The sequence below is a fragment of the Phreatobacter sp. AB_2022a genome, from assembly GCF_026847585.1.
Classification (GTDB): domain Bacteria; phylum Pseudomonadota; class Alphaproteobacteria; order Rhizobiales; family Phreatobacteraceae; genus Phreatobacter.
Genome location: NZ_JAPSET010000025.1, coordinates 12,434 through 37,024, shown reverse-complemented (window position 1 = coordinate 37,024; position 24,591 = coordinate 12,434). Strand labels below are relative to the sequence as shown.

Genomic DNA, 24,591 nt, shown 5'->3' with positions numbered 1-24,591 from the left:
GCCAGCTTCTTCAAGACCTTTCGAAAGATACCGGTTCTCGCAATGACCGATCTCGCCTCCCTCGAAAACGATCTCATGACGGCCGTCGCCGCCGCTTCCGACGAGGCGGCGCTCGAAGCCGTGCGCGTCGGTGCGCTCGGCAAGAAGGGCTCCGTCTCGGCGCTGCTCGCCACCCTCGGCAAGATGGCGCCCGACGAGCGCAAGACGGCGGGCGCCGCCATCAACGCGCTGAAGGACAAGGTGAGCGAGGCGCTCGGCGCCCGCCGCGACGTGCTCAAGGCCGCCGCCCTCGACGCCCGGCTCGCCGCCGAGACCGTCGACGTGACGCTCGCAACGCGCGAGAGCCCGGCGGAAGCCGGCCGCATCCATCCCCTGAGCCAGGTCTTCGACGAGCTCACCGCGATCTTCGCCGATATGGGCTTCTCGATCGCCGAAGGCCCGGACATCGAGACCGACGATCTCAACTTCACCAAGCTGAACTTCCCGCTCGGCCATCCGGCGCGCGAGATGCACGACACGTTCTTCTTCAATCCGAAGCCGGACGGCGAGCGGATGCTGCTGCGCACCCATACGAGCCCTGTGCAGGTGCGCACCATGCTGGCGCAGAAGCCGCCGATCCGGGTGATCTGTCCGGGGCGGACCTACCGCATCGATTCGGACGCGACCCACACCCCGCAGTTCCACCAGGTGGAAGGCCTCGTCATCGACAAGGGCAGCCATCTCGGCCATCTGCGCTGGATCCTCGAGGAGTTCTGCAAGGCCTTCTTCGAGGTCGACCAGGTCAAGATGCGCTTCCGGCCCTCGTTCTTCCCGTTCACCGAGCCGTCGCTCGAGGTCGACATCCAGTGCAACCGCCAGGGCGGCGAGATCCGCTTCGGCGAGGGCGAGGACTGGCTGGAGATCCTCGGCTGCGGCATGGTGCATCCGAACGTCATCCGCAACTGCGGCCTCGATCCCGACATCTACCAGGGCTTTGCCTGGGGCATGGGCATCGACCGCATCGCCATGCTGAAATACGGCATCAGCGATCTCAGGCAGTTCTTCGAGGCGGACGTGCGCTGGCAGGCGCATTACGGCTTCCGCCCGCTCGACCTGCCGACCCTCGCCGGCGGGCTCTCCTCGTGAGCGCCGCCCACCCCCTGGAGGCCTATCGCGAAGCGCCGCGCTGGGCGTTCGGCGACGGGCCGGAGCTTGCCGACGCATTGCTGGCACTGGTGCTCGATGGCCGCAAGCGGGCGACCTGCGACTCGCTCGCCGCCTGCCAAGCGAACATCATGCCGCGCATCGGCGAGATCAGCATCGTGCTCGACGGCGCCGGCCGGCCGGCCTGCGCCATCGAGACGACGTCGGTCGAGGTGAAGCGGTTCGGCGAGGTCGACGCGGCCTTTGCCTTCGACGAGGGCGAGGGCGACCGCTCGCTCGCCACCTGGCGGCGCGATCACCAGCGCTACTTCGAGCGGCAGGGCACCTATGCCGAGGACATGCAGGTCGTCTGTGAGCGCTTCAAGCTGCTCGACGTGTTCGAAAGATCGGAAATCCGTCCATGAAATTCACACTCTCCTGGCTGAAGGACCACCTCGACACCGAGGCTGATCTCGCCGAGATCACGGAAACGCTGACCCGCATCGGCCTCGAGGTGGAAAGCCTCGACGATCCGGGCGCGCGGCTGAAGGATTTCACCGTCGCCTATGTGATCTCCGCCGAGCAGCATCCGAACGCCGACCGCCTGAGGGTCTGCATGGTCGATACCGGCGCGGGCGAGCCGGTGCAGGTGGTCTGCGGCGCACCCAATGCGCGGACCGGCATGAAGTCGGTGTTCTCGCCGCCCGGCACCTATATTCCGGGCAAGAACATCACGCTCGGCGTCGGCACGATCCGCGGCGTCGAGAGCCGCGGCATGCTCTGCTCGGCGGCCGAGCTGGAGCTTTCGGAAGATCACGACGGCATCATCGACCTGCCGGCCGATGCGCCGGTCGGCCAGCGCTATGCCGACTATGCCGGGCTGTCCGACCCGGTGATCGAGATCAACCTGACGCCGAACCGGCCGGACTGCACCTCGATCCACGGCATTGCGCGCGACCTCGCGGCCGCCGGCCTCGGCAAGCTGAAGGCCGAGCGCGAGCCGCCGGTGAAGGGCAGCTTCCCGAACCCGCAGGCGATCGAGCTGCGCTTCGCGCCCGGCGAGGAGAAATATTGCCCGGCCTTCGCGCTGCGCCTTGTGCGCGGCGTGAAGAACGGCGCTTCGCCCGAATGGCTGCAGCGCCGGCTGACCGCCATCGGGCTCCGGCCGATCAATGCGCTCGTCGACATCACCAACTACATCACCTTCGACCGCGGCCGGCCGCTGCACGTCTTCGACGCGGCCAAGGTGAAGGGCAAGCTGGTGGTGCGCCGCTCCCAGGCCGGCGAGACGGTGCTCGGCCTCGACGGCCGCATCTACGGGTTCACCGGCAACGAGACGGTGATCGCCGACGACAACGGCGTCGAATCGATCGCCGGCGTGATGGGCGGCGAACATTCCGGCTGCGACGAGAACACCACCGACGTGCTGATCGAATCGGCGCTGTGGGATCCGATCGACATTGCCCGGACCGGGCGCAATCTCGGCATCATCACCGATGCCCGCTACCGGTTCGAGCGCGGCGTCGACCCGAACTACACGGTGCCCGGGGCCGACCTCGCCACCCGCATGGTCATCGACTTCTGCGGCGGCGAGGCGTCCGAGCTGACGCTCGCCGGCGAGATCCCGGATACCGACCTCATCATCAACTTCCCCTATGCCGAGACTCAGCGGCTGACCGGCCTCGACGTGTCCGAGCGGGAATCGAAGCGGATCCTGGAGAGCCTCGGCTTCATGGTGTCGGGCAATGGCCCGGTCGTGAAGGTGGTGCCGCCGTCCTGGCGGCCCGACGTTCACGGCAAGGCCGACCTCACCGAGGAGATCATGCGCATCGCCGGCGTCGACCGGGTGCTGTCGGTGCCGCTCGACCGTGGCGGCACGGTGCCGAAGCCGGTCCTGACGCCGCTGCAGAAGCGCACGCGCATCGCCCGCCGGGCGCTCGCCGCACGCGGCCTCGTCGAGGCCGTCACCTGGAGCTTCATCTCGAAGGCCGAGGCCGAGATGTTCGGCGGCGGCAAGCCCGAACTGGCGCTCGCCAATCCGATCGCGGCCGATCTTTCGGACATGCGGCCGACCCTGCTCGCCGGCCTGATCGCCGCCGCGCAGCGCAATGCCGACCGCGGCTATGGCGACGTCGCGCTGTTCGAGGTCGGCCAGGTGTTTTCGGGCGATCGTCCCGAGGACCAGAAGGTTGCCGCGGCCGGCCTCCGGCGCGGCCTTGCCAAACCGGAAGGCATCGGCCGCAGCTGGCAGGGCTCCGCGCCGGCCGACCTGTTCGACGCCAAGGCCGACGCGCTGGCCGTCCTCTCCGCCGCCGGCCTGTCCACCGGCGCCGTGCAGGTGGTGCCTGGCGCTCCCGCCTGGTTCCACCCCGGCCGGTCCGGCACGCTGCAGATGGGGCCGCAGAACGTCTTCGGCTGGTTCGGCGAGCTCCACCCCGCCGTGCTCGAGGCGCTCGGCGCCAAGGGCACGCTGGTCGCCTTCGAGCTGATCCTCGACAAGGTGCCGGCGCCGAAGGCGCGGCCGACCCGGGCCAAGCCGCAGCTCAGCCTGTCGCCGTTCCAGCCGGTCTCGCGCGACTTCGCCTTCCTGGTCGACCGCAAGGTACGGGCGGCCGACATCGTCAGGGCCGCGCAGGGTGCCGACCGCCAGCTCATCACCGATGCGACGGTGTTCGACGTCTATGAGGGCAAGGGCATCGATCCCGACAGGAAGTCGATCGCTCTCGCCGTCACCCTGCAGCCGCGCGACAAGACGCTGACCGAAGCCGAGATCGAGGCGGTGAGCGGCAAGGTGGTGGCCGAGGTGGTCAAGAAGACCGGCGGCAGCCTCCGGGCTTGAGCCACACGGCCGGTCAGGGATCCTGGTACCGAGCGGCGCGAGTCATCTCGCGCCGCTCCTTTGTTCAGGCGAAGGCGGCGACCGGGAAGATGCCGGCGAAGCGGTCGGCGAGCGCGGCGAGTTCCGCCTCGTGCAGCGCTCTGGCGCCGACCACGCCGCCATCGATGCCGGGCAGGTCGCGCGTCGCGCAGGCATCGCTCGCGACCGACGTCGCATAGCCGAGGTCGAGCGCGGCCCTGACCGTCGACGAGACGCACATATGCGTCATGAAGCCGATGACGATCAGCGGCTTGTCCGGCGCGCCGACGGCGCTGGCCAGCTCCGTTCCCGAGAACGAATTGGGCCGGGGCTTCTCGATCACCTGCTCGCCGGCCTGAGGCCGCAGTGCCTCGATGATCGCGCCGCGCGGCGCCTCGCGGTCGAACGGCCCGCCTTTGCCGCCCTTGTGGGCAATGTGGATGATCCGGCTGCCGGCGGCGCGGGCCTTCGCCAGCAGCGCGGCGGCACGCGCCACGGCCGGCTGCGCGTCGGGCAGGGCGAGCGGACCGTCCAGATATTCGTTCTGGTAGTCGACCAGGACGAGGGTGGCGCCGGCGAGCTTCGGCGCCTGCGGAGTGATGCCGGCCAGGCCGAAGAGGGTAACGGGTTTGGACATCGCGTGTCTCCTTGTACGCCGCCATTGAAGTGGCTGCGCACCTGCAGGTAAATCTGTAATATTGGCAGAAGAGCCTGCATTCTTGCAGGCCTGTGGCGATCCCCGGTCGGGCGCTGCCCGTGAGCCTGGCTGCGGAAAACGGAGGCGGGGGCATGACCTGGGACGATCTCGAGCTGCTGCGCTGCATCGCCGATGCCGGCACCCTGACCCAGGCCGGCCGGATCCTCGGCGTCGACCAGACCACGGCGGCGCGCCGGCTCGCGCGGGTCGAGCGCCAGCTCGGCGTCACCCTGTTCGACCGGATCGACGGCCGGCTGGTGGCGACCCCCGCGCTGGCTGCCGCGCGCGAGCATCTTGCCGTCATGGCGGATGCGGCGCGCCAGTCGGAGGCGGCGCTGCGCCAGACCAAGGCCGAGCTTGACGGCCGGGTGCGCATATCCTCGACCGGCTTCGTGCTGGCCCATCTCTTGGCGCCGGATCTCGCCGCCTTTCATGCCGCGCATCCGCGCATCGTCCTCGATCTTTCCGCCGAGACCCGCAATGTCAGCTTCGAGCGCCGGGAGGCCGACATTTCCATCCGCATGGCCCGGCCGGCGGAGGGCGAGGCGCTGGCCCGCTGGCTTGGCCTGCTCAGGCTCCGCCTCTATCGCGCCGGGGATGGCGAGGGCGCGGCGCCGCTCATGCGCTACGAGGAGGATCTGGCGCATGTGCCCGAGATGCGGGTGCTCGATCGCATCAGGCCGCAGGCGCAGGTGGTGGCGCGGGCCGGCCATCTCGACATTCTCGCCGAAGCGGCGGTGGCGCTCGGCGCCGAGGTCATGCTGCCGGAGGCGCTTGGCGATGCCGATCCGCGCTTCAGACGCGTCGACGATCCCGCCGCGGTCGCCGACCGTGAGCTGTTCATGATGATCCATCCCGACCGACGCCGCTCGGTCAGCGTCTCGGCGGTCGTCGCCTGGATCGAGACGGTCTGCCGCGCCAGGCTGATCCGCTCCGGCGCAGCATAGGGCGATCAGAAGGCCGCTGCCATGGCGGAGCCGGACGAAGCGGACTAGTCTGGACGTTTCGGCTCGTCATTCCGCAGGTCCGCCATGCATCCTCTTCTCAAGCCCACCGCCAGCGCCGGCGCCGTTCCGATCCACGTCGTCAATGCGGCGACGATCGATGCCGTGACGGCCGGCCTGACGTCGGCGCAGCGCGCCTATCTGGCCGCGACCGGCTACGAGCCGAAGCCGGGCAAGGTCGCATTGCTGACCGACGCGGCGGGCACGCTCTCGGTGGTGCTGTTCGGTATCGAGGCGGAGGGCGCCAGGCATGCCGATCCGCTTCTGGCGGGCCGTCTGCCGGCGCAGCTGCCGCCGGGGCTCTATCGCTTCGCCGGCAGGCTCGCCGATGCCGAGCGGGCTGCCTTCGCCTTCCTCGCCGCGCAATATCGCTTCGACCGTTACAAGCAGGCGCCGGCCCGCGAGGTCCTGCTCGCCTTGCCGGAGGGGGTCGACGGCGACAGCCTGACACGGGCGATCGAGGCGACGTTCCTCGCCCGCGATCTCGTCAATACGCCGGCAAACGATCTCGGCCCCGCCGAGCTCGAGGCGGCGATCCGTGAGCTTGCCGGCCGGCACGGCGCCGAGGTCAGCGCGACCGTCGGCGCCGATCTGCTCGCCGCCGGCCTGCCGATGATCCATGCCGTCGGCATGGGCTCGGCGCGGCCGCCGCGTCTCGTCGATCTCACCTGGGGTGACCCGGCCCATGCCAAGGTGACGCTGGTCGGCAAGGGCGTGTGCTTCGACACCGGCGGGCTCGACATCAAGTCCGATGCGGGAATGCTGCTGATGAAGAAGGACATGGGCGGCGCCGCGGCGGCGATCGGCCTTGCCCATATGATCATGGCGGCGAAGCTGCCGGTGCGCCTGAGGCTTCTGGTGCCGGCGGTCGAAAATGCCGTCTCGGGCACGGCCTTCCGGCCGGGCGACGTCTTCCCGACGCGCAAGGGCCTCTCCGTCGAGATCGGCAATACCGACGCCGAGGGACGGCTCGTGCTGTGCGACGCGCTGGCGCTGGCCGACGAGGAGGCGCCGGCGCTGATCGCCGATTTCGCCACGCTGACCGGCGCGGCCCGCGTGGCGCTCGGCCCGGACCTGCCGCCGATCTACAGCCACGACGATGCGCTTGCCGCCGAGCTCGTCGCCGCCGGCGCGCGCGTCGCCGACCCGCTCTGGCGTCTGCCGCTCTGGGCCCCCTATGCGACGGGGCTGGAGAGCCGGGTCGCCGATCTCAACAATGTCGCGACCGGCGGATTTGCCGGTTCGATCACCGCCGCGCTCTATCTCGACCGGTTCGTGGAGAAGGCCAAGGCCTGGATCCATGCCGACATCTATGCCTGGGTGCCGACGGAACGGCCCGGCCGGCCCGCCGGCGGCGAGTTCCAGGCCGGCCGCGCGCTGTTCGAGGTGATCAAGGCGCGCTTCGCCGGCTGACGCGGGCGCCGTTATCCATCGGCCGGTCGACCCGTTGCCGCGGCGTCGGCCGCCCCTTAAGGTCGTCCGTCCAAGCCCTTGGAAGCCAAAGAACAACGATGACGACCGACAGCACATCCGGCAAACGCAATCGCCCGACGATCACCGATCAGGAAGCGCTCGCATTTCATCAGATCGGCAAGCCAGGCAAGCTGGAAGTCGTACCGACCAAGCCGATGGCGACGCAGCGCGACCTGTCGCTCGCCTATTCGCCGGGTGTCGCCGTGCCGGTTCTTGCCATCGCCGAGGACGCCAACCGGGCCTTCGACTATACCGCGCGCGGCAACATGGTCGCCGTCATTACCAATGGCAGCGCCATTCTGGGCCTCGGCAATCTCGGCGCGCTCGCCTCCAAGCCCGTGATGGAGGGCAAGGCGGTCCTGTTCAAGCGCTTCGCCGACGTCGATTCGATCGACCTCGAGGTCGACACGGAGGATGCCGACAAGTTCATCGAGGCGGTGCGCTATCTCGGGCCCTCGTTCGGCGGCATCAACCTCGAGGACATCAAGGCGCCCGAGTGCTTCATCATCGAGCAGCGCCTGCAGGAGCTCATGGACATTCCGGTGTTCCATGACGACCAGCACGGCACCGCGATCATCGCCGCGGCCGGCCTCATCAATGCGCTCGACCTCACCGGCCGCACGGTGAAGGACACCAAGCTCGTGGTGAACGGAGCGGGGGCTGCCGGCATCGCCTGCGTCGAGCTTCTGAAGGCGATGGGCTTCACGCCCGACAACGTCATTCTCTGCGACACCAAGGGCACCATCTATCGCGGCCGCACCGAGGGCATGAACCAGTGGAAGTCGGGCCATGCCGTGGTCACCGACGCCCGTTCGCTGGCCGACGCGGTGAAGGGCGCCGACGTCTTCTTCGGCCTCTCGGTGAAGGGCGCTCTGACGCCGGAGATGGTCCAGTCGATGGCGCCGAAACCGATCATCTTCGCCATGGCCAATCCCGATCCGGAGATCACGCCGGAGGAGGTCCACGCGATCCGTTCCGACGCGATCGTGGCGACCGGCCGCTCGGACTATCCGAATCAGGTCAACAACGTTCTCGGCTTCCCGTTCCTGTTCCGCGGCGCGCTCGACGTGCGCGCGACGCAGATCAACATGGAAATGAAGATCGCCGCGGCCGAGGCGCTCGCCGACCTCGCCCGCCAGGACGTGCCTGACGAAGTCGCCGCGGCCTATGGCGGCGGCCGCCCGAAATTCGGGCCGGACTACATCATCCCCGTGCCGTTCGATCCGCGCCTCATGTATGCCGTGCCGATCGCGGTGGCGAAGGCGGCGATGGATACCGGCGTCGCGCGCCGGCCGATCATCGACATGGCCGCCTACAAGGCGGAGCTGATCGCAAGGCTCAATCCGGTCGCCGGCGTTCTCGCCCGCATCTTCGAGCGGGCCCGCCGGTCGCCGCGCCGCGTCGTCTTCGCCGAGGGCGAGGAGGAGCAGGTGATCCGCGCTGCGCAGAGCTTCGTCAACCAGGGCCTGGGCACCGCCATCCTGGTCGGCCGCGAGGACCGGGTGCGCCAGACCGCGGCGGGCGCCGGCATCGAGCTGAAGGACGGCATCGAGATCGCCAATGCCCGGCTGTCGACGCGCAACGCCGACTATGCCAGCCAGCTCTACGAGCGGCTGCAGCGCCAGGGCTACCTGTTCCGCGACTGCCAGCGCCTGGTCAACCAGGACCGCAACGTGTTCGGCGCGGCCATGGTCGCGGCTGGCGATGCCGACGGCATGGTGACGGGCGTGACGCGCAATTATTCCTCGGCGCTCGAGGACGTGCTGAGGGTGATCGACACCAAGCCGGGGCACCGGCTGATCGGCGTCTCGATCGTTCTGTCGCGCGGCCGCACGGTGCTGGTCGCGGACACCGCGATCACCGAAATGCCGACGGCGCAGGAACTCGCCGAGATCGCGATCGAGGCGGCCCATGCCGCCCGGCGGCTCGGCACCGAGCCGCGGGTGGCGCTGCTCGCCTATTCGACCTTCGGACATCCGCGCGGCGAGCGCTCCGACAAGGTGATCGAGGCGGTCCGGATTCTCGACAGCAAGCGGGTCGATTTCGAATATGACGGCGAGATGGCCGCCGATGTCGCGCTCAACCGCGATCTCATGCAGGCCTATCCGTTCTGCCGCCTGTCGGGCCCCGCCAACGTGCTGGTCATGCCGGCCTTCCACTCGGCCTCCATCTCCACCAAGATGATGCAGGAGCTGGCCGGGGCGACCGTCATCGGGCCGCTGCTGGTCGGCCTCGACAAGCCGGTGCAGATCGTGCCGCTCGGCGCGCGCGACACCGATCTCGTCAATATGGCGGCGCTCGCCGCCTACAATGTGGGCGGCTGACCGCTAGAGGCCGATCGGGGCGGTGTCGAAGTCACCGTCCTGCTCGCCCGGCACCAGGCTCGGCGCCTCGACGGAGGCTTCGATCGCGCGGGCAATGGCGGGAGCCGCCTCCGGCGGCACCGGGCGGGCGAAGACGAACCCCTGGACACAGTCGCAGCCGAGGTCGGTCAGCACCTCGACCTCGGCCTCCCGCTCGGCGCCCTCGGCGACGACCGACATGCCGAGGCCCCGCGACAGCGCGATGATGCCGCCGAGCAGCTTGCGTTTTTCGGGCCGGGTCGCGATGCCGTCGACGAAGGACCGGTCCACCTTCAGCCGGTCGAAGGGCAGGCGGGTGAGATAGCCGAGCGACGAATAGCCCGTGCCGAAATCGTCGAGCGCTAGGCGCACGCCGAGCGCGGAGAGGGCCGTCAGGGTGCGGCTGATGCGCTGCTCGGTATGATCGACGAACAGGCTCTCGGTCAGTTCGAGGCAGAGCAGGTGCGGCGGCAGACCGGTCTCGGCCAGCACGGCAGAGACCGCGGTCTCGAAATCCATGTTCCAGAACTGCGCCGGCGAAACGTTGACCGCGACGCCGCGAGTCGGCAGGCCCTCCTCGATCCAGCTCTGTGCCTGCCGGCAGGCCTCGCGCAGCACCCACAGGCCGAGATCGACGATGAGGCCCGAGCTTTCGGCGACCGGAATGAATTCGGCCGGCGAAACCGGGCCGCGCTCCGGGTGGCTCCAGCGCAGCAGCGCCTCGAAGCCGACCACCTTGCGGACCGGCAGCTCGACCTGGGCCTGGTAGTGGGCGTGGAGCGTGCCTTCGTCGATGGCGCGGCGCAGGTGCCGGCCGAGGTCGAGGCGCTGTTCCACGGCCTGCGCATAGGCGGGGGCGAAGACCATGCTGCGGCCGCGCCCGGCCTCCTTGGCCATGTAGAGCGCGAGATCGGCGTTGCGCATCGCCCCGTCGACGGTGGCGCCATCTTCCGGCAGCTTGGCGATGCCGACGGTCGCGCCGATGAAAGCCTCGCCATCGGCCAGGTCGATCGGCCCGGTCAGCCGCGCGACGATGGTGTCCGCCATGGCGGCAATATCGGCATCCTCGCCGCGCCGCTCCGTCAGAACCGCGAATTCGTCGCCGCCAAGCCGGGCGATGAAGGCCTTCGGCCCGAGCTCCTCGCGCAGCAGGCCGGCGACCTTGGCGAGCAGTTCGTCGCCAGCCGCATGGCCGAGCGAATCGTTGACCTCCTTGAAGCGGTCGAGGTCGATCAGCAGCAGCGCGGCGGCGAGGCCCTGGCGAAAGCAGCCGTCGATGACGGTCGCCAGCTCGCGCTTGAACAGGGCCCGGTTGGCAAGCCCGGTCAGCGGGTCGCGATAGGCGAGCACCTCCAGCCGGCGTTCGGCCTCCTTGCGCTCGGAAATGTCCTGCAACGTGCCGATGAGGCCGAGCACCCGGCCCTCGGCGTCGATCTCGGCCTTGCAGGTCAGGGCGAAGTCGCCGATCGAACCGTCGGCGCGGCGGGCCTGGACGTCGATCGTCTCGGTGCGCTTGGTGCGGATCACCAGCTTCTGCAGGGCAACGATCCGCCCGGCGCCGTCGCCGAGGAAATGGGCGAGGACATTGGCATGGGTCGGGTCGAAGCGGTCGCGATCGAGGCCAAGCAGGGCGAAGCATTCGTGGGCCCAGGTGACGCGTTCGGCGCGCAGGCGATAGGTCCAGGTGCCGATCTTGCCGAGACGGTGCGCCTCGCGCAGCGCCTCGGTGCGCTGGGTCAGGAGGCTCTCGGCCTGGCGCAGCTGGGAAATGTCGCTCGCCGTGCCGCGATAGCCGAGAAAGGTGCCGTCTGCGGCGAAGACCGGCTTGCCGCTGGAACGGATGGTGATGCTCGGCTCGCCCGGATTCTGGATGCTGTAGACGAGATCGCGAAACGGTCGGCGCGCGGCGAGATCGGCAAAATGCTGCTCGATGACCGCCCGGTCCTCGGGCACGATCGGCAAGTCGCGCCGGGTCAGCCCGTCGACGGTCGGCATGGTGACATTGGTCGGCCAGGCCGTGCCGGGAGCGAAATCGATGAAGCGGTGCTCGGCATCCGTCTGCCAGCACCAGTCCGAGGCCGTGCTGACGAAGTCCATCAGGCGCTGCTCGCTTTCGGCCAGCCGGCGCAGCGCCTCGGTTTCGTCGGTGATGTCGCGGCAGATGCCGCAGACCGCAGCGATCCGGCCGTCGGCATCGCGCTCGGCCTCGCCATGGACGATCATCTCGCGCCGCTCGCCGTCCGGGCGCAGATAGGTGCCGCGCACGGTATAGGACCGGCCGGTGCGCCAGCAGGCGTCGAAATGGCGCGCCAGCTCGTCCGGCCCGTCGCCGAGATAGCTCCTGCGGATGGTTTCGAGCGCCACCATGCCGGTCGGTGTCGAGAGCTGGTAGAGCTCCGCCAGCTCCGGCGAGATCCACAGCTGCGTGGCCTCGGGCCCGTTCGCCTTCCAATATCCCATGCGCGCCAGATGCAGCGCGCGGGCCAGCAATGCCGCATCGCCTGCAACGGGCGCTGAGGCACGGCCCGAGGCGTCCTGAGGGTGGGCGATCTGTTGGCCTGCCATGTGCGGAACCGGATGCTGTTGCCCGATTTTCGCCAAACGAGTTTTATCAGTCCGTTAAGTTCGTGAGATTCAACGCTAAATTCGCACGGTCGCAGGTAGCATCATATGGTATTGCAGCCGCTTCTGCCGGTCTTCGACATCGGCCGGGTCCTGATCCGCTGGGAGCCGCGGCGCGGCCTCGCCCGTTTCCTCGCCGACGAAGCCGCGATCGACCGCTTCATGGCCGAGACCGATTTCACCACCTGGCATGGACGCCAGGATGCCGGGCGCAGCGTCGCCGAGGCGGTGGCCGAGGCCAGCCGCCGCTTCCCGCACTATGCCCATGTGCTCGCCGGCTTTTATGAGCATTATGCCGAAAGCCTGCCCGGCGAGGTGCCGGGCACGCGGGCGATCTTCGAGGCGCTGGCGGCGCGGGGGCCCGTCTATGGCCTCTCGAACTTCTCGCGGGAACTGTTCGACCGGATCGCTCCGTCCTACCCCTTCCTCGGCGCCTTCACCGGCCTCGTCCTGTCCGCCGACGAAAGGCTCAACAAGCCGGATCCGCGGATCTACCGGGCGCTCTGCGCCCGCTACGGACTGAGCCCCGAGCGCCTCGTCTTCATCGACGATATCGAGGCCAATGTGGCGGCCGCCCGTGCCGAGGGCATGGCCGGGATCGTCTTCACGGATGCTGCTGCGCTGGCTGCCGCCCTTCGGGTGCACGGTCTGGCGTGGTGACCGGTCCATAGAGCTCCAGCGTTTCGGCGAGGCGGTCGCGATCGAGCGGCTTGGTGACGAAGGCATCCATGCCGGCGGCGATCGCCGCAGCGCGATCCTCGACGAAGGCATTGGCGGTCACCGCGATGATCGGCAGGCGCCGCCCGCCGGTCTCCTTCTCGCGGATCATGCGGGTTGCCGTCAGCCCGTCGCATTCGGGCATCTGCATGTCCATCAGCACCAGGTCGAAGGCGCTGCCCGGCGCAAGCGCGGCCGCGACGGCGGCGTGGCCGTCGCGCACCCAGACGGTTTCGTGGCCGAGCTTTTCGAGGAGCCGGCGTACCAGCAGGGCGTTGATCTCGTTGTCCTCGGCGACCAGCACTTTCAGCGCGCGATCGGTGGGCACCGGCGCCGGCCGCTCGCCGGTTTCCGCCGGGCCTGCCGCCGCATCGCCGGCCGGACGAGGGGCGGCCTGGACGACGAGCGATGCCTCGCGCACCGGCGAGATCAGCCAGCCGGCAATGCCATTTTCGCGCCAGTTGCCGACCGCGCTGCGCTCGGCAGGCCGCACCATCAGCACGGTGTGTTCGACGCGTCCGCCGAGAGCCGCGAGCGTCGCGGCGATCGCATCGTCACCCAGCCGGTGGTCGATCAGCACGGTGTCGAACGGCATGCCGGCCGGAATTTCCGCAGGACCGGCGGCGAGCACGGCGACGGCGCCACGCGCCGCAAGCCGCTGGCGCAGGATGCCGGGCTCGACCGTCGAGCCGGCGACGATCAGGACCTTGAGCCCGTCGAGCCGGCCGAGCGGGGCGGGCTGTTCGGCCGCAGCCTGCAGCGGCAGGCGCAGGGTGAAGACCGAGCCGCGGCCGAGCTCGGTGTCGACCCCGAGCGTGCCGCCCATGCGCGCCACGATGCGGCGCGAAATGGCGAGGCCCAGCCCGGTACCGGCATGGCGCCGGGCGAAGGTCGCCTCGCCCTGCTCGAATTCGTCGAAGATGCGCTCGACATCGTCGGGGGCGATGCCCGGGCCGGTGTCTGCGATCGCAATGACGAGCTCGGCTCCGGCGCGCGAGACGGTGATGCTGACGCCGCCAGTCTCGGTAAACTTCACCGCGTTGCCGGCAAGGTTCAGGAGGATCTGGCGCAGCCGCGTCGCGTCGCCGTCGAGCCGCTGCGGCACGTCGGGCGCGATGGCGGTCGCAAGATCCAGCCCCTTGTCGTGCGCGCGCGGGCCGAGCAGCTCGGCGACGCCCTCGACCACCGCGGCGAGCTCGAAGGGAGCGACGTCGAGATCGAGCCGGCCGGCCTCGATCTTGGAGAAGTCGAGGATTTCGTCGATCAGCGACAGCAGCGCCTCGCCCGACGATTTCACCGCGGCGGCATAGGTCTTCTGCTCGGGGGTCAGACGCGTGTCGAGCAGCAGCGCCGCCATGCCCATAATGCCGTTCAGCGGCGTGCGGATCTCATGGCTGACGGTCGCCAGAAAGCGCGACTTGGCGCTGGAGGCGCTTTCGGCGCGCGCCCGCGACTCGGCGAGCTGAGCCTCGGTCGCCTTGCGCTCGGTGATGTCGCGTCCGGCCGACTGGATCTCGTCGAGGCGGCCGTCGCTGCCGCGCACCGGATGGTGACGCCAGGCGATCCAGCGTTCGCCGTCGGCGGTGGCGATGCGTTCGTCGGCGCTGTGCGATCCGTCCGGCTCGCGCCGCTCGGCGGCGATCTCGATGACATGATGCGTGGTCGTGCGGCCGATCAAGGCGTCGGCCGGCTCGCCGACGAGGGCCGCATAGGCCTGGTTGGCGAAAGTGATGACCTTCTGCCGGTCGCGGCGCACGATCAGGTCGCCCTGGGCATCGACCAGGTCGCGGTGACGCTCTTCGCTTTCGGCGAGCTCGAAGACGCGGTCGGTGAGCGTCTCGACGGTTTCTTCGAGCGCCGCGGTCTTGCGGAGCAGGGCGGTGCGGATATGGGCCAACCGTGCAACCACCGCCAGCGCCGCGACGGCCAGAGCCGCGGCAATTCCGGCGAAGAGCGCTATTGAATCCACGGCTGGCCTCTCCACGCGGTCACAAAAGGAACGGAGGACACTATAGAAATAGGGTTGCCGGGCGGTTACCGGCAAGTCTCGCCGCGACCAGGCAGCGTGACAGCATGCCTCCGAGGGTTGCAAGCTGTCTGATCGGAGGCCTCCACCAACCGCGTGAACCGGCCGCAGGGCGCATCGATGGCGCGGTGGTCCGTCGAGGGCGGCCGCCGGCCCGTCCGGTCACCGGTGCGAGCCGCCAGCGGCGCGGAGGATCGCCTCGACGGTGGCCGCGACCGGCGGACGGCTGTCGATTTCATGGGTTGCGGCCTGGCGCAGCAGCGGCTCGACCCCGGCGACCAGCGCGGCCACCTTGCGCCGCTCGTCGGCGTGATGGCCATAACTGTCCGGGCCGCGTCGGGCGAGCCGCCCCATCAGCGTCTCGACCGGCGCGGAGAGCAGGATGATGGCGTCGAACAGCGAAAACAGCCGGTGCATGTTGGAGGCGCAGCCGCCGACGAAAAGCGGCGCGGCGCGCGGTTCGGACAGCAGGGCGCGAACCCTGTCCTCGCGCCAGACCCAGTCCCGGCCGGCAGCCGGCGTGAGCCTGTCCTCCGGCGCGGCATCGACCCATTCGGACCAGGCGGGGGCGTCGAGGTCGCGGGCATCGTGGCCGCGGTCGGCGAGTTCGCGGATGACCGCCGATTTGCCGGCTCCGGACATGCCGGTGACGAGGATCCGTTTCATGTGGCCTGCTCTCGCGCTGTCGGTCCGGCCGCTCGTCATGCGGGACCATGCATGCGCCACCCTATCCGGATATGGTCGATGGCGGAGGTGCCGATGGCGTTGGTCTTTCAGCTCAGGGATTTCACCGGTGACGATCTCGCCGACGTCGCCCGGCTCTGGCACGACAGCGCCCGGTCGATCGGGCTTGGCTTGTCGTCTCATCCGACGGTGGAAGCCTATCGCGAACGCCTTGCCGGCGAGGAGGCGCGTTCCTGGCGGATCCGCCTTGCGGCCGCGGACGGCAGGCTCGCCGGCTTCGTCGCCATGCAGCCGAGCTCCTGCTGGCTGAGGCAGCTCTTCGTCGCGCCGGCCTTGAAGGGACAGGGCGTCGGCGTGGCACTGCTCGACGACGCCAAGCGCGAGATGCATGGCGGCTTCTGGCTCAGGACCGACGCGGAGAACCGACGGGCGCGGCGCTTCTACGAGCGACACGGCCTCAGGCTCGACCGGCTCGCCGCGCATCCCGACCATGGCCAGATGACGGCACGCTACGTCTGGCCCTGACGGATCAGGTGACGCTCGACAGGCCTGCCGGCATGCCGCGATAGGTCAACGCTTCCGCGAGGTGGAGGCGGCCGAGGCTGGTCGCGCCGTCGAGATCGGCCAGCGTGCGCGCCACCTTCAGCACGCGGTGATAGCCGCGCGCCGAAAGCCGCATCGCCTCGGCGGCGTCGCGCAGGAGCGTCCTGCCGGCCGGATCGAGCGCCGCGACCTCGTCGAGCAGGGCGGGCGGGCAATGGGCGTTGAGGCCGGCGGCAAGGCCGAGCGCCTGGTAGCGCGCCGTCTGCATGGCCCGGGCCCGCGCGACGCGCGCGGCGATCTCTTCGCTGCCTTCGGCCGGAGCCGGCAGGATCAGGTCGGCGGCGGATACTGCCGGCACCGCGACGACGAGATCCATCCGGTCGAGCAGTGGCCCGGAAATGCGCGCCTGGTAGTCGGCCATGCAGCGGTCGTTGGCGCCACGCCGGCAGGCATAGCCCGGCGTGGCGGCCTGGCCGCAGCGGCAAGGATTCATCGCCGCCACCAGCTGGAAGCGGGCGGGGAAACTGACGCGCTGGCTGGCGCGGGCGATCACCGCCTCGCCCGTCTCGATCGGCTGGCGCAGGCCGTCGAGCACATGGGGCTGGAATTCCGGCAGCTCGTCGAGGAACAGGACGCCGTGATGGGCGAGTGAAACCTCGCCGGGCCGGATCCGCTGGCCGCCGCCGACCAGCGCCGGCATGGTGGCCGAATGATGCGGCGCGCGGAACGGCCGGCGCGTGGTGAGCGCGCCCTCCTGAAGCTCGCCCGCCACGGAATGGATCATCGATACTTCGAGCAATTCCGCCGCGGTCAGCGGCGGCAGGATCGAAGGCAGGCGGCTCGCCAGCATCGATTTGCCCGATCCCGGCGGCCCGCTCATCAGCAGCGCATGACCGCCGGCCGCGGCGATCTCGACCGCGCGCTTGGCGCTTTCCTGGCCCTTGATCTCGCGGAAATCGGCCAGCGGGGCATCGACCGCCCGAATGCCGGGTTTCGGGCGGGCGAGCACCTGGGTTCCCTTGAAGTGATTGGCGAGCTGGGTGAGGTTGTCGGGCGCGAGCACGTCGACATCCTCGCCGGCCCAGGCCGCCTCGGGGCCGGACGCGGCCGGGCAGATGATGCCGAGGCCGAGCGCATTGGCCGCTATCGCTGCCGGAAGAACGCCGTTGACGGCGGTCAGGCGGCCGTCGAGCGCGAGCTCGCCGAGCACGACATGGCCGTCCAGCGCATCATGCGGGATGGCGCCGATCGCGGCCATCAGGCCAAGCGCGATCGGCAGGTCGAAATGACTGCCCTCCTTGGGCAGGTCGGCCGGCGCGAGATTGATGGTGATGCGCTTGCCCGGCAGCGCAAGGCCCGAGGCGACGAGCGCGGAGCGCACGCGCTCCTTGGCTTCGTTCACCGCCTTGTCGGGCAGCCCGACAATGTTGAACACGACATTGCCCGAGAGCACATGGACCTGCACGTCCACGGGCTTGGCCTCGATGCCCTGAAAGGCGACCGTCGCGACGCGCTGGACCATGGCTCAACCCCTGGTGGGCAGTCTGCATGGCATAGGTTGTGGGAACAATCAGGGAACATCCCGATGGCGCGACGCCTAGGGCCGGGCGGACACGGTCAGGCGATGGCGCGCCAGAGCGCGAGGCCGGCAATGCCGGAGAGCGCGGCGAGCACCTCGTTGCCGGACAGGCGCATGACCGCCGCGACGAGGGCAAGCGCCACGAGCTCGCCCGGACGGCCGGCGAGCGCCGCCGGCGTCACGATGCCGGCCATGACGGCGACCGGGGTCGCCTTCAGGGCCGCGTCGAGCCGCGGCGTCGCGGTGACGAAGCGCATGAGCCAGAAGCCGCCGGCGCGGCAGGCATAGGAGGTGAGCACCATGACGGCGAGGAGGACGAGGAAGGTCGGGTCGATCGCCATGGTCTCAAGCCGCCTCGGCCGGAGCGCGGATCGCGGCCGTTGCCGCTCCGGCGAGGCCGGCCGCGACGACCGCCCAGCCGGCCGGCGCCAACAGGCTCGCTACGCTCGCCGCCGCGGTGGCCGCGATCAGCGGGAGAGTGTCGCGTGTCCGGTCGAACATGCCGACCGCCATGGCCGCGGCGAAAGCGACGATCAGGAAGTCGAAACCGAGCCGGGAGGGAGAGGGAATGAGGTGGCCGGCAACTTCGCCGAGGAGCGTGCCGGCGAGCCAGCCGGCGAACATGACGAGACCGGAGCCGAGCACGAAGGCCGCGTCGCGCCGGCCGGAGGCATGTTCCTTCATGGCGAGCAGCCAGTTGCCATCGCCCAGAAAGAACAGGCTGAGATAGGCCTTGTGGCCGGGCAGGGCGCCGAGCCAGGGACGCAGTGTCGCGCCGTAGAGAAGGTAGCGGGCGTTCATGAGCAGGATCGTCGCGGCCAGCGCGAAGGCCGTGCCGAGGCCGGCGGTGGCGAAGCCGCCGTCGCGATGGCCGAGCACGCTCAGGGCCGCGAGCTGGGCCGAGCCGGAATAGACCGCAGCACTCATCAGGAGCGCCTCGATGATCGAAAGGCCGGCCTGGCCAGCCACCAGGCCGAAGGCGATGCCGTAGACGAAGGTGCTGCTCGCCAGGGCCTGGGCGGCCCTGGCGCCGGCGGCGAGCCCCGCCAGCGTGAAGGTCACCGGCCGTGAGCTGCCGGTTTGCGCCGTGATGGTCATCACATCTAACCCTCTTGGGGGTTAGAATAGACGAGGCCGACGACCTGTCAACGACCGGCGCCTCGAGGGGACCGGTCGCGCGGGACGCGTGGTGTGGAATATTGAGGCGGCGGCGGTCAGCCGCGCTTCGCCTCGATCGCGTCCCAGACCTGGACGGCAAGGTCGGGACCGCCGAGGCGCTTGATGGCGCGGATGCCGGTCGGCGCCGTGACGTTGATCTCGGTCAGGTTGCCGCCGATCACGTCGATGCCGGCAATGACGAGGCCGCGCGCCTTCAGCTCCGGTCCGATGGTCTCGCAGATCTCGCGCTCGCGCTCGCTGATCCGGGTCGTCTCGGCGGCGCCGCCGCGCACCATGTTGGACCGCAGGTCGTCGGCCGCGGGCACGCGGTTGACCGCGCCGGCGAAGACGCCGTCGACAAGGATGATGCGCTTGTCGCCGGCGCGTACCGCGGGAAGGTAGCGCTGGATCACCCAGGGCTCGCGGCCGAGGCTTGCGAAGGTATCGAGGAAGGAGCCGAAATTCTCGTCGTCGGTGCGGATCCGGAAGACGCCGGCGCCGCCATGGCCGTAGAGCGGTTTCATGACGATGTCGCCCATCTCGGCCCGGAAGGCCTTGATCTCCTCGGGGTCGCGGGTGATCAGCGTCGTCGGCATCAGCTGCGGAAACAGCGTCACGAAGATCTTTTCCGGCGCGTTGCGGACGTGGAAGGGATCGTTGACGACGAGGGTCTTCGGATGGACGCGCTCCAGGAAGTGGGTCGCGGTGATGTAATGCAGGTCGAAGGGCGGATCCTGGCGCATCAGGACCACGTCGAATTCGTCAAGGCGCGTGCGCACCGGCGCGCCGGCGGTGAAATGGTCGCCCTCGACGTCGCGCACGGTCAGCGGCGAGACCCAGGCGGTGGGCACGCCGTCGGTGAGGGCCATGCGGTCGGGGTGATACCAGCCGATCTCGTGGCCGCGGGCCTGCGCCTCCAGGATCAGCGCGAAACCGGAATCCCCCTTGATCTTGATGGTCTCGATGGGGTCCATCTGGAAAGCGACCTTGAGCCGCATGGGCGTTCCTTTCAGAAATTCGCGTCGAAGGCACCTGGAATATGGCGCGGCAGGGCGCCCTTCGATACCAGGATCATATCGTAACGCCTATCGCAGTCGGCATGGCGGGGATGCGCGGCGCAGAAGCGCTCGGCGGCGGCGGTGATGCGCCGGCGCTGGGCGAAGCCGAGCGCGATCTCGGCATCGGCGAGCCGGGTGCGCGCCTTGACCTCGACGAAGACCAGCCAGTTGCCGCGCCGGACGATCAGGTCGATCTCGGCCCCCGGCGCGCGCCAGCGGCGGGCGAGAATGCGATAGCCCTTCAGCATGAGCATGAGGGCGGCCGTGGTCTCGGCGAGCCGGCCGCGCCCCCAGGCGCCGGAGCGTTTCGGATCGGCCTCGCGCCGGCGCGGCCGGGCGCGGCTCACGGCGCCCCGCCCGCATCGCCACGGGCCAGTTCCAGGGCCCGCTGGTACAGCTCGCGCCGGGCAAGGCCGGTGGCGGCGGCGACCGCGGCGGCCGCATCCTTGACGGAGTGGCCGGCAAGCGCCGCGCGCAGCATGGCATCGACATCGTCGGCCGGCGGCGGCGGCGCTTCCCCGGGCGGGCCGATCACCAGAACGATCTCGCCTTTCGGCTCGGGCGCGGCGGCGTAGTGGGTGGCGAGCGCGCCGAGCGAAGCCGAGCGCACCTCCTCATGCGCCTTGGTGAGCTCGCGGCAGACCGCGGCGGGCCGGTCGCCGAGCTCGGCGGCGAGATCGGCGAGCGAGGCGGCAAGGCGCGGGCCGGTTTCGAAAAAGACCAGCGAGCCGGGGACGCCGGCCAGCGCCCGGGCCCGGCCTCGGCGGCCGACCGTCCTGGCCGGCAGGAAGCCGTCGAAGAAGAAGGCGTCGGTTGGCAGCGCCGCCGCGACCAGCGCCGCCATGACCGCCGACGGTCCGGGCACCGGCACGACGGCAAGGCCGGCGGCGCGCGCCGCCTCGACCAGCTTGAAGCCGGGATCGGAGACCAGCGGCGTGCCGGCATCGGAGCAGAGCGCGACCGCTTCGCCGGCTTCGAGCCGCGCCAGCAGTTTCGGGCGCATCTCCGCGGCGTTGTGCTCGTGATAGGGCAGCAGCGGCACGGTGATGCCGAAATGATCGATCAGCCGGCGCGTGACACGGGTGTCCTCGCAGGCCACGACATGGGCGGCCGCCAGGGTCTCGACGGCGCGAATGGTGATGTCGCGCAGATTGCCGATCGGGGTCGCCACCACATGCAGGCCCGGCTCGAGCGGCCGCGCGCTGAAGGCGGTGCCGCCGACGAGATAGCGGCGCGCGGGGGCGGGCGTTGCGGCGGGGCGCGTCATCAAGAATCAATCTCCGCTGGGAATATGCCGGGCAGCGACTTTCGCCGGCGGGCCGGGCCGCGATCGCATGCGGCCCGGCCCACGGCTGCGTCACCTAGCCTGGATCGGCCGTGCCCGCCATGGCCGCGCCGGCCGGATTCGCGTGGAGGGAGGATGCATGGAGACGGCGATTGTTGCACAGGTGCAACGCCGATCCGCGTCCGAAGGTTTGACCTTGGCGCTGCGACACGGTTAATGCGACATAGTGGGCGGGGAGCCTGGGGCATGTGGAGGCCTTTCGTGGTGACGAGACCGGCTGTTCGACAAGACTTTAGCCCGGCGCGCGATGCGACGGCCGGCCTTTTGAAGATCAATCTCGCCCGGCGCGGCTTCATATCCGCGGCCATGCTCACCATGCTGGCCGGCTGCTCGGGCCTCAATACCGACGGTTCCGCCCCCGGCGCGCCCGGCGTCCCGGCTGCGACCGGACCCGCCACGCCCGGCACGACCATCGGCAACGGTTCGGTGAAGGTCGCGCTGCTGCTGCCGCTTTCGGCGGGGGGCCAGTTCGGCGCCATCGCCACCGGCATGCGCAATGCCGCCGAGCTCGCGGTCGCCGATTTCCAGGGGGCCGACATCACCATCCTCGTCAAGGATGACGGTGGCACCGCCCAGGGCGCGCAGGCCGCGGCGCAGGCCGCCATCCAGGAAGGTGCGGAAATCATCCTCGGCCCCGTGCTCGCCGACGCCGTGCGCGGCGCCGCCGCCGTCGCCCGCCCGGCGGGCAAGCCGATCATCGCCTATTCCACCGATGTCGGCGTCGCCAGCCGTGGCGTCTACGTGATGGGCATCACGCCGCAGGTGAGCGTCGACCGCATCGTCGAATATGCCGCCCAGCAGGGCAAGCGCTCCTATGCCGCCTTCGTGCCGAACTCGGCCTATGGCCAGGTGGTGCAGGGCGCCTTCCAGGAAGCCGTCAGCCGCACCGGCGGCCGGGTCGTCGCGATCGAAAGCTTCCCGACCGAGGCGAGCGGCATCAATGCCGCCGCCACCAAGCTCTCCGGCGTTGCCGGCCAGATCGATGCGATCTTCGTGCCGGATCCCTATAACGGCCAGGCGGTGCGGGCCCTGGCGGCCGCCGGCATCAACACCCAGCGCGTCCAGGTGCTCGGCCTCGGAACCTGGGTCGACAATCGCGCCGCGGCGCAGGCGGCGCCTGGCGCGGTCTATTCCGCGCCGGACGGCGCGGGCTTCCGCAATTTCGCGACGCGCTACCGCGCCCGTTTCAACAGCGATCCGCCGCGCACGGCGGCCCTTGCCTACGATTCGGTGTCGCTGGTCACCGCGCTGGTGCGCACCCAGGGCTCGCAGCGCTTCTCGGAAAGCGTCCTGACCAACGCCGCCGGCGCCAATGGCGTCGACGGCCTGTTCCGCTTCCGGCCCGACGGCACGACCCAGCGCGGCCTTGCCGTGGTCAATGCGAGCGGACGGGTGGTGAGCCCGGCGCCGCGCTCCTTCAACGCCGGCAGCTGAGGCCGGCATCGACGGACGGATCGGGAAGCCGGCCTCGCGCCGGCTTCTTTCGTTCCGGCCGGGGTGACGGCCGGCGCACGCCTCCCATGCGGCCGGGCCGGTTCGGCGCAGGGCCAAATCGGCTATGGCTTGCACATCATGAAAGAAGGACCGCTTGCGCTCGACGGGGCCACCCCGCTCGCGCCCGCCGCCGATCCGGCCGCGGCGCGCCTCAGGCTGAAGGGTATCGGCCTGATGGTGATGGCGCTCGCCTGCTTCGCCTGCCTCGATACCATCGCCAAGGGTCTCAACACGGTGATGGATCCGATCCAGGTGGTCTGGGCACGCTACACGGCGGCGCTGGTGCTGGTCCTGATCATGTTCAATCCGCTGCGCAATCCGCAGGTGCTGGTGACGCGGCGGCCGTGGATCCAGGCGATCCGCTCGGCGCTGCTGTTCGGCTCCACAGCGTTCAATTTCATCGCCCTGCAATATCTCCAGCTCGACCAGACGGTGTCGATCATGTTCGCGACGCCGTTCATCGTCGCGGTGCTGGCCGGCCCGTTCCTCGGCGAATGGATCGGTCCGCGCCGCTGGGCGGCGGTCGTCGTCGGCTTCATCGGCGTCATCGTGGTGACCCAGCCGTGGAGCGGGCGGATGCACTGGTCGATGCTGCTGTCGCTCAGCGGCGCCTTCTTCTACGCGGTCTACAGCCTGCAGACGCGCGTGCTGGCGAACTATGATTCCGCCGGCACCACGTCGATCTACTCGGTCGCCTTCGGCGCGCTGGTCGCAAGCTGCCTCGTGCCGTTCGTCTGGGTCACGCCGACGAGCCTCTGGGTCGTGGTCGGCATGGCCGCGATGGGTGCGCTCGGCGCCATCGGCCACTGGCTGCTGATCCGCGCGCACGGCCTCGCGCCGGCCGGCGTGCTCTCGCCCTTCATCTATACCCAGATCGTCTGGATGGTGACCTTCGGCGCCCTGTTCTTCGGCCAGGTTCCCGCGCCGAACACCCTTGCCGGGGCGGCCATCGTCATCGCTTCCGGCCTCTATCTGCTCTACCGGGAGCGGGTGGTGAAGGGCGCCGGCCCGGCGGCTTGACCGTCCGGCAATTTGTCGCATACGGTTATGTACAGATAGGGTTTTGCGTGGCTTTGGGCAGCACGAACCGCCCAAACGCACCGTCATAGGGCTGCGAGGGGGCTTGGTCATGTCGACGGACGCAGGCCATGCGGGCGACCTCTTCATCGTCGATGACGACGCCGCCATTCGCGACGCGCTGACCATCCTGTTCGAGCAATCCGGGTTTCGCGTCGCCGGCTATGCCGACGGCCCGACGACACTCGCCGCCCTGCAGCACCGCTCACCCGATGCCATCCTGCTCGACGTGCAATTGCCCGGTCCGAGCGGGCTCGACGTGCTGCGCCAGCTCAATGCCCGCAAATTCGCCGGGCCGGTCGTCATGATCTCCGGCCATGCCGACATTCCCATGGCGGTGGAGGCGATCAAGACCGGCGCTGTCGACCTCGTCGAAAAGCCCTTCGACGCCGAGAAGGTCATCGTGCAGGTGGTGCAGGCGCTGGCCGCGCACAACCGGCGCCGGGCCGAGCGGGCGGATCCCGTCGCGGCGCTCGGGCCGGATGGCGCGAGCCTGCTCACCCCACGCGAGCGCGACGTGCTGCAGGAGCTCGTGCGCGGCGCCTCCAACAAGGAAGCCGGGCGCAGCCTCGGCATCAGCCCGCGGACCATCGAGGTCCACCGCGCCCGGATCATGGAAAAGCTCGGCGCCAAGAATGCCGCCGATCTCGTCCGCGTCATCTACGACGAGCGGCGCTGATCGGCGCCGCCAGACTTGTCGCTGGCGCCGATCCTGCCCGAAAGTTGCACTTGATCGCGGCTCTGCAGCCGCCTTATCGTGAAGAAATCGGCGTCCGGACCTGATCGAGGGACG

The 24,591-nt window shown here is 69.8% G+C and carries 21 protein-coding genes; 11 read left to right on the top strand and 10 right to left on the bottom strand.

The features are described 5' to 3' along the window. The first annotated feature begins 42 nt into the window (after positions 1-42). Genes pheS through pheT form a run of 3 tightly spaced genes read left to right on the top strand, consistent with a single transcriptional unit; the run spans position 43 to position 3,961 of the window. Positions 43-1,125, top strand: a complete 1,083-nt coding sequence (pheS, locus tag OZ671_RS18460; RefSeq protein ID WP_268862106.1) for a phenylalanine--tRNA ligase subunit alpha — start codon at positions 43-45, stop codon at positions 1,123-1,125. Then, entirely contained in the window at positions 1,122-1,547 is a 426-nt protein-coding gene (locus OZ671_RS18455; RefSeq protein WP_268862105.1) for an ASCH domain-containing protein, read from the top strand. Before pheS ends, OZ671_RS18455 begins: the two co-directional genes overlap by 4 nt. Next, positions 1,544-3,961, top strand: a complete 2,418-nt coding sequence (gene pheT / locus OZ671_RS18450; RefSeq protein ID WP_268862104.1) for a phenylalanine--tRNA ligase subunit beta — start codon at positions 1,544-1,546, stop codon at positions 3,959-3,961. The genes OZ671_RS18455 and pheT overlap by 4 nt, the downstream gene beginning before the upstream one ends. 64 nt (positions 3,962-4,025) lie before the next feature. Here pheT and OZ671_RS18445 read toward each other — a convergent pair whose 3' ends face one another. After that, positions 4,026-4,616: an isochorismatase family protein gene (locus OZ671_RS18445; protein WP_268862103.1), complete on the bottom strand. Its 591-nt coding sequence runs from the start codon at positions 4,614-4,616 to the stop codon at positions 4,026-4,028. Positions 4,617-4,768: 152 nt separating this feature from the next. Between OZ671_RS18445 and OZ671_RS18440 the strand changes: the two genes are divergently transcribed. The 3 genes from OZ671_RS18440 (at position 4,769) to OZ671_RS18430 (ending at position 9,477) form a co-directional block, all read left to right on the top strand. After that, entirely contained in the window at positions 4,769-5,623 is an 855-nt protein-coding gene (locus tag OZ671_RS18440) for a LysR family transcriptional regulator (protein WP_268862102.1), read from the top strand. Between the two features lie 84 nt (positions 5,624-5,707). Beyond that, a complete protein-coding gene (locus tag OZ671_RS18435; protein WP_268862101.1) occupies positions 5,708-7,093 on the top strand; it encodes a leucyl aminopeptidase family protein in 1,386 nt (461 codons plus the stop codon). Positions 7,094-7,191: 98 nt separating this feature from the next. After that, positions 7,192-9,477, top strand: coding sequence for an NADP-dependent malic enzyme (locus tag OZ671_RS18430; protein WP_268862100.1), 2,286 nt, complete (start codon positions 7,192-7,194; stop codon positions 9,475-9,477). A 3-nt stretch (positions 9,478-9,480) separates the two neighbouring features. On the opposite strand, the gene OZ671_RS18425 is transcribed toward OZ671_RS18430, so the two are convergent. Then, entirely contained in the window at positions 9,481-12,060 is a 2,580-nt protein-coding gene (locus OZ671_RS18425; RefSeq protein ID WP_268862099.1) for an EAL domain-containing protein, read from the bottom strand. Between the two features lie 105 nt (positions 12,061-12,165). Here OZ671_RS18425 and OZ671_RS18420 point away from each other — a divergent pair, with 105 nt between their 5' ends. Continuing rightward, the gene (locus OZ671_RS18420) at positions 12,166-12,777 is read left to right on the top strand and encodes an HAD family hydrolase (RefSeq protein WP_268862098.1); all 612 of its coding nucleotides are present in this window, start codon (positions 12,166-12,168) and stop codon (positions 12,775-12,777) included. Here OZ671_RS18420 and OZ671_RS18415 read toward each other — a convergent pair. Together OZ671_RS18415 and OZ671_RS18410 are read right to left on the bottom strand one after the other, a co-directional pair. Continuing rightward, a complete protein-coding gene (locus OZ671_RS18415) occupies positions 12,722-14,803 on the bottom strand; it encodes a PAS domain-containing hybrid sensor histidine kinase/response regulator (RefSeq protein WP_268862097.1) in 2,082 nt (693 codons plus the stop codon). The genes OZ671_RS18420 and OZ671_RS18415 overlap by 56 nt on opposite strands. A gap of 219 nt (positions 14,804-15,022) precedes the next feature. Continuing rightward, positions 15,023-15,526 carry an AAA family ATPase gene (locus OZ671_RS18410; RefSeq protein ID WP_268862096.1) on the bottom strand — a complete coding sequence of 168 codons (504 nt, stop codon included), beginning with the start codon at positions 15,524-15,526 and terminating at the stop codon, positions 15,023-15,025. Positions 15,527-15,619: 93 nt separating this feature from the next. Between OZ671_RS18410 and OZ671_RS18405 the strand changes: the two genes are divergently transcribed. After that, complete coding sequence (locus tag OZ671_RS18405; RefSeq protein ID WP_268862095.1) at positions 15,620-16,069, top strand: GNAT family N-acetyltransferase; 450 nt, start codon at positions 15,620-15,622, stop codon at positions 16,067-16,069. A 4-nt stretch (positions 16,070-16,073) separates the two neighbouring features. Here OZ671_RS18405 and OZ671_RS18400 read toward each other — a convergent pair whose 3' ends face one another. From OZ671_RS18400 to rsmI, 6 genes are all read right to left on the bottom strand, one after another. Then, positions 16,074-17,609, bottom strand: a complete 1,536-nt coding sequence (locus OZ671_RS18400) for a YifB family Mg chelatase-like AAA ATPase (protein ID WP_268862094.1) — start codon at positions 17,607-17,609, stop codon at positions 16,074-16,076. A gap of 95 nt (positions 17,610-17,704) precedes the next feature. Continuing rightward, entirely contained in the window at positions 17,705-18,007 is a 303-nt protein-coding gene (locus OZ671_RS18395) for an AzlD family protein (RefSeq protein ID WP_268862093.1), read from the bottom strand. A gap of 4 nt (positions 18,008-18,011) precedes the next feature. Further along, on the bottom strand, positions 18,012-18,764 hold the full coding sequence (locus tag OZ671_RS18390; protein WP_268862092.1) for an AzlC family ABC transporter permease: 753 nt from the start codon (positions 18,762-18,764) through the stop codon (positions 18,012-18,014). 116 nt (positions 18,765-18,880) lie between these two features. Continuing rightward, positions 18,881-19,822: a glutathione synthase gene (gene gshB, locus OZ671_RS18385; RefSeq protein WP_268862091.1), complete on the bottom strand. Its 942-nt coding sequence runs from the start codon at positions 19,820-19,822 to the stop codon at positions 18,881-18,883. 11 nt (positions 19,823-19,833) lie between these two features. Then, positions 19,834-20,229, bottom strand: coding sequence for a YraN family protein (locus OZ671_RS18380; protein WP_268862090.1), 396 nt, complete (start codon positions 20,227-20,229; stop codon positions 19,834-19,836). Continuing rightward, complete coding sequence (rsmI, locus tag OZ671_RS18375) at positions 20,226-21,149, bottom strand: 16S rRNA (cytidine(1402)-2'-O)-methyltransferase (protein WP_268862089.1); 924 nt, start codon at positions 21,147-21,149, stop codon at positions 20,226-20,228. Before rsmI ends, OZ671_RS18380 begins: the two co-directional genes overlap by 4 nt. 279 nt (positions 21,150-21,428) lie before the next feature. Between rsmI and OZ671_RS18370 the strand changes: the two genes are divergently transcribed. The 3 genes from OZ671_RS18370 (at position 21,429) to OZ671_RS18360 (ending at position 24,477) form a co-directional block, all read left to right on the top strand. Further along, positions 21,429-22,661: a penicillin-binding protein activator gene (locus OZ671_RS18370; RefSeq protein WP_268862088.1), complete on the top strand. Its 1,233-nt coding sequence runs from the start codon at positions 21,429-21,431 to the stop codon at positions 22,659-22,661. Between the two features lie 138 nt (positions 22,662-22,799). Further along, the gene (locus OZ671_RS18365) at positions 22,800-23,741 is read left to right on the top strand and encodes a DMT family transporter (protein WP_268862087.1); all 942 of its coding nucleotides are present in this window, start codon (positions 22,800-22,802) and stop codon (positions 23,739-23,741) included. Positions 23,742-23,850: 109 nt separating this feature from the next. Further along, positions 23,851-24,477: a response regulator transcription factor gene (locus OZ671_RS18360; RefSeq protein ID WP_038302604.1), complete on the top strand. Its 627-nt coding sequence runs from the start codon at positions 23,851-23,853 to the stop codon at positions 24,475-24,477. The last annotated feature ends 114 nt before the right edge of the window (positions 24,478-24,591 follow it).

Bases quoted from the DNA above. Each gene is read 5' to 3' on its own strand.
- rsmI (WP_268862089.1), bottom strand. From the start codon at position 21,149: ATGACGCGCCCCGCCGCAACGCCCGCCCCCGCGCGCCGCTATCTCGTC.
- OZ671_RS18360 (WP_038302604.1), top strand. From the start codon at position 23,851: ATGTCGACGGACGCAGGCCATGCGGGCGACCTCTTCATCGTCGATGAC.
- OZ671_RS18390 (WP_268862092.1), bottom strand. From the start codon at position 18,764: ATGACCATCACGGCGCAAACCGGCAGCTCACGGCCGGTGACCTTCACG.
- OZ671_RS18420 (WP_268862098.1), top strand. From the start codon at position 12,166: ATGGTATTGCAGCCGCTTCTGCCGGTCTTCGACATCGGCCGGGTCCTG.
- OZ671_RS18440 (WP_268862102.1), top strand. From the start codon at position 4,769: ATGACCTGGGACGATCTCGAGCTGCTGCGCTGCATCGCCGATGCCGGC.
- OZ671_RS18405 (WP_268862095.1), top strand. From the start codon at position 15,620: ATGGCGTTGGTCTTTCAGCTCAGGGATTTCACCGGTGACGATCTCGCC.
- OZ671_RS18425 (WP_268862099.1), bottom strand. From the start codon at position 12,060: ATGGCAGGCCAACAGATCGCCCACCCTCAGGACGCCTCGGGCCGTGCC.
- OZ671_RS18435 (WP_268862101.1), top strand. From the start codon at position 5,708: ATGCATCCTCTTCTCAAGCCCACCGCCAGCGCCGGCGCCGTTCCGATC.
- OZ671_RS18410 (WP_268862096.1), bottom strand. From the start codon at position 15,526: ATGAAACGGATCCTCGTCACCGGCATGTCCGGAGCCGGCAAATCGGCG.
- pheT (WP_268862104.1), top strand. From the start codon at position 1,544: ATGAAATTCACACTCTCCTGGCTGAAGGACCACCTCGACACCGAGGCT.
- OZ671_RS18395 (WP_268862093.1), bottom strand. From the start codon at position 18,007: ATGGCGATCGACCCGACCTTCCTCGTCCTCCTCGCCGTCATGGTGCTC.
- gshB (WP_268862091.1), bottom strand. From the start codon at position 19,822: ATGCGGCTCAAGGTCGCTTTCCAGATGGACCCCATCGAGACCATCAAG.
- OZ671_RS18365 (WP_268862087.1), top strand. From the start codon at position 22,800: ATGAAAGAAGGACCGCTTGCGCTCGACGGGGCCACCCCGCTCGCGCCC.
- pheS (WP_268862106.1), top strand. From the start codon at position 43: ATGACCGATCTCGCCTCCCTCGAAAACGATCTCATGACGGCCGTCGCC.
- OZ671_RS18400 (WP_268862094.1), bottom strand. From the start codon at position 17,609: ATGGTCCAGCGCGTCGCGACGGTCGCCTTTCAGGGCATCGAGGCCAAG.
- OZ671_RS18445 (WP_268862103.1), bottom strand. From the start codon at position 4,616: ATGTCCAAACCCGTTACCCTCTTCGGCCTGGCCGGCATCACTCCGCAG.
- OZ671_RS18430 (WP_268862100.1), top strand. From the start codon at position 7,192: ATGACGACCGACAGCACATCCGGCAAACGCAATCGCCCGACGATCACC.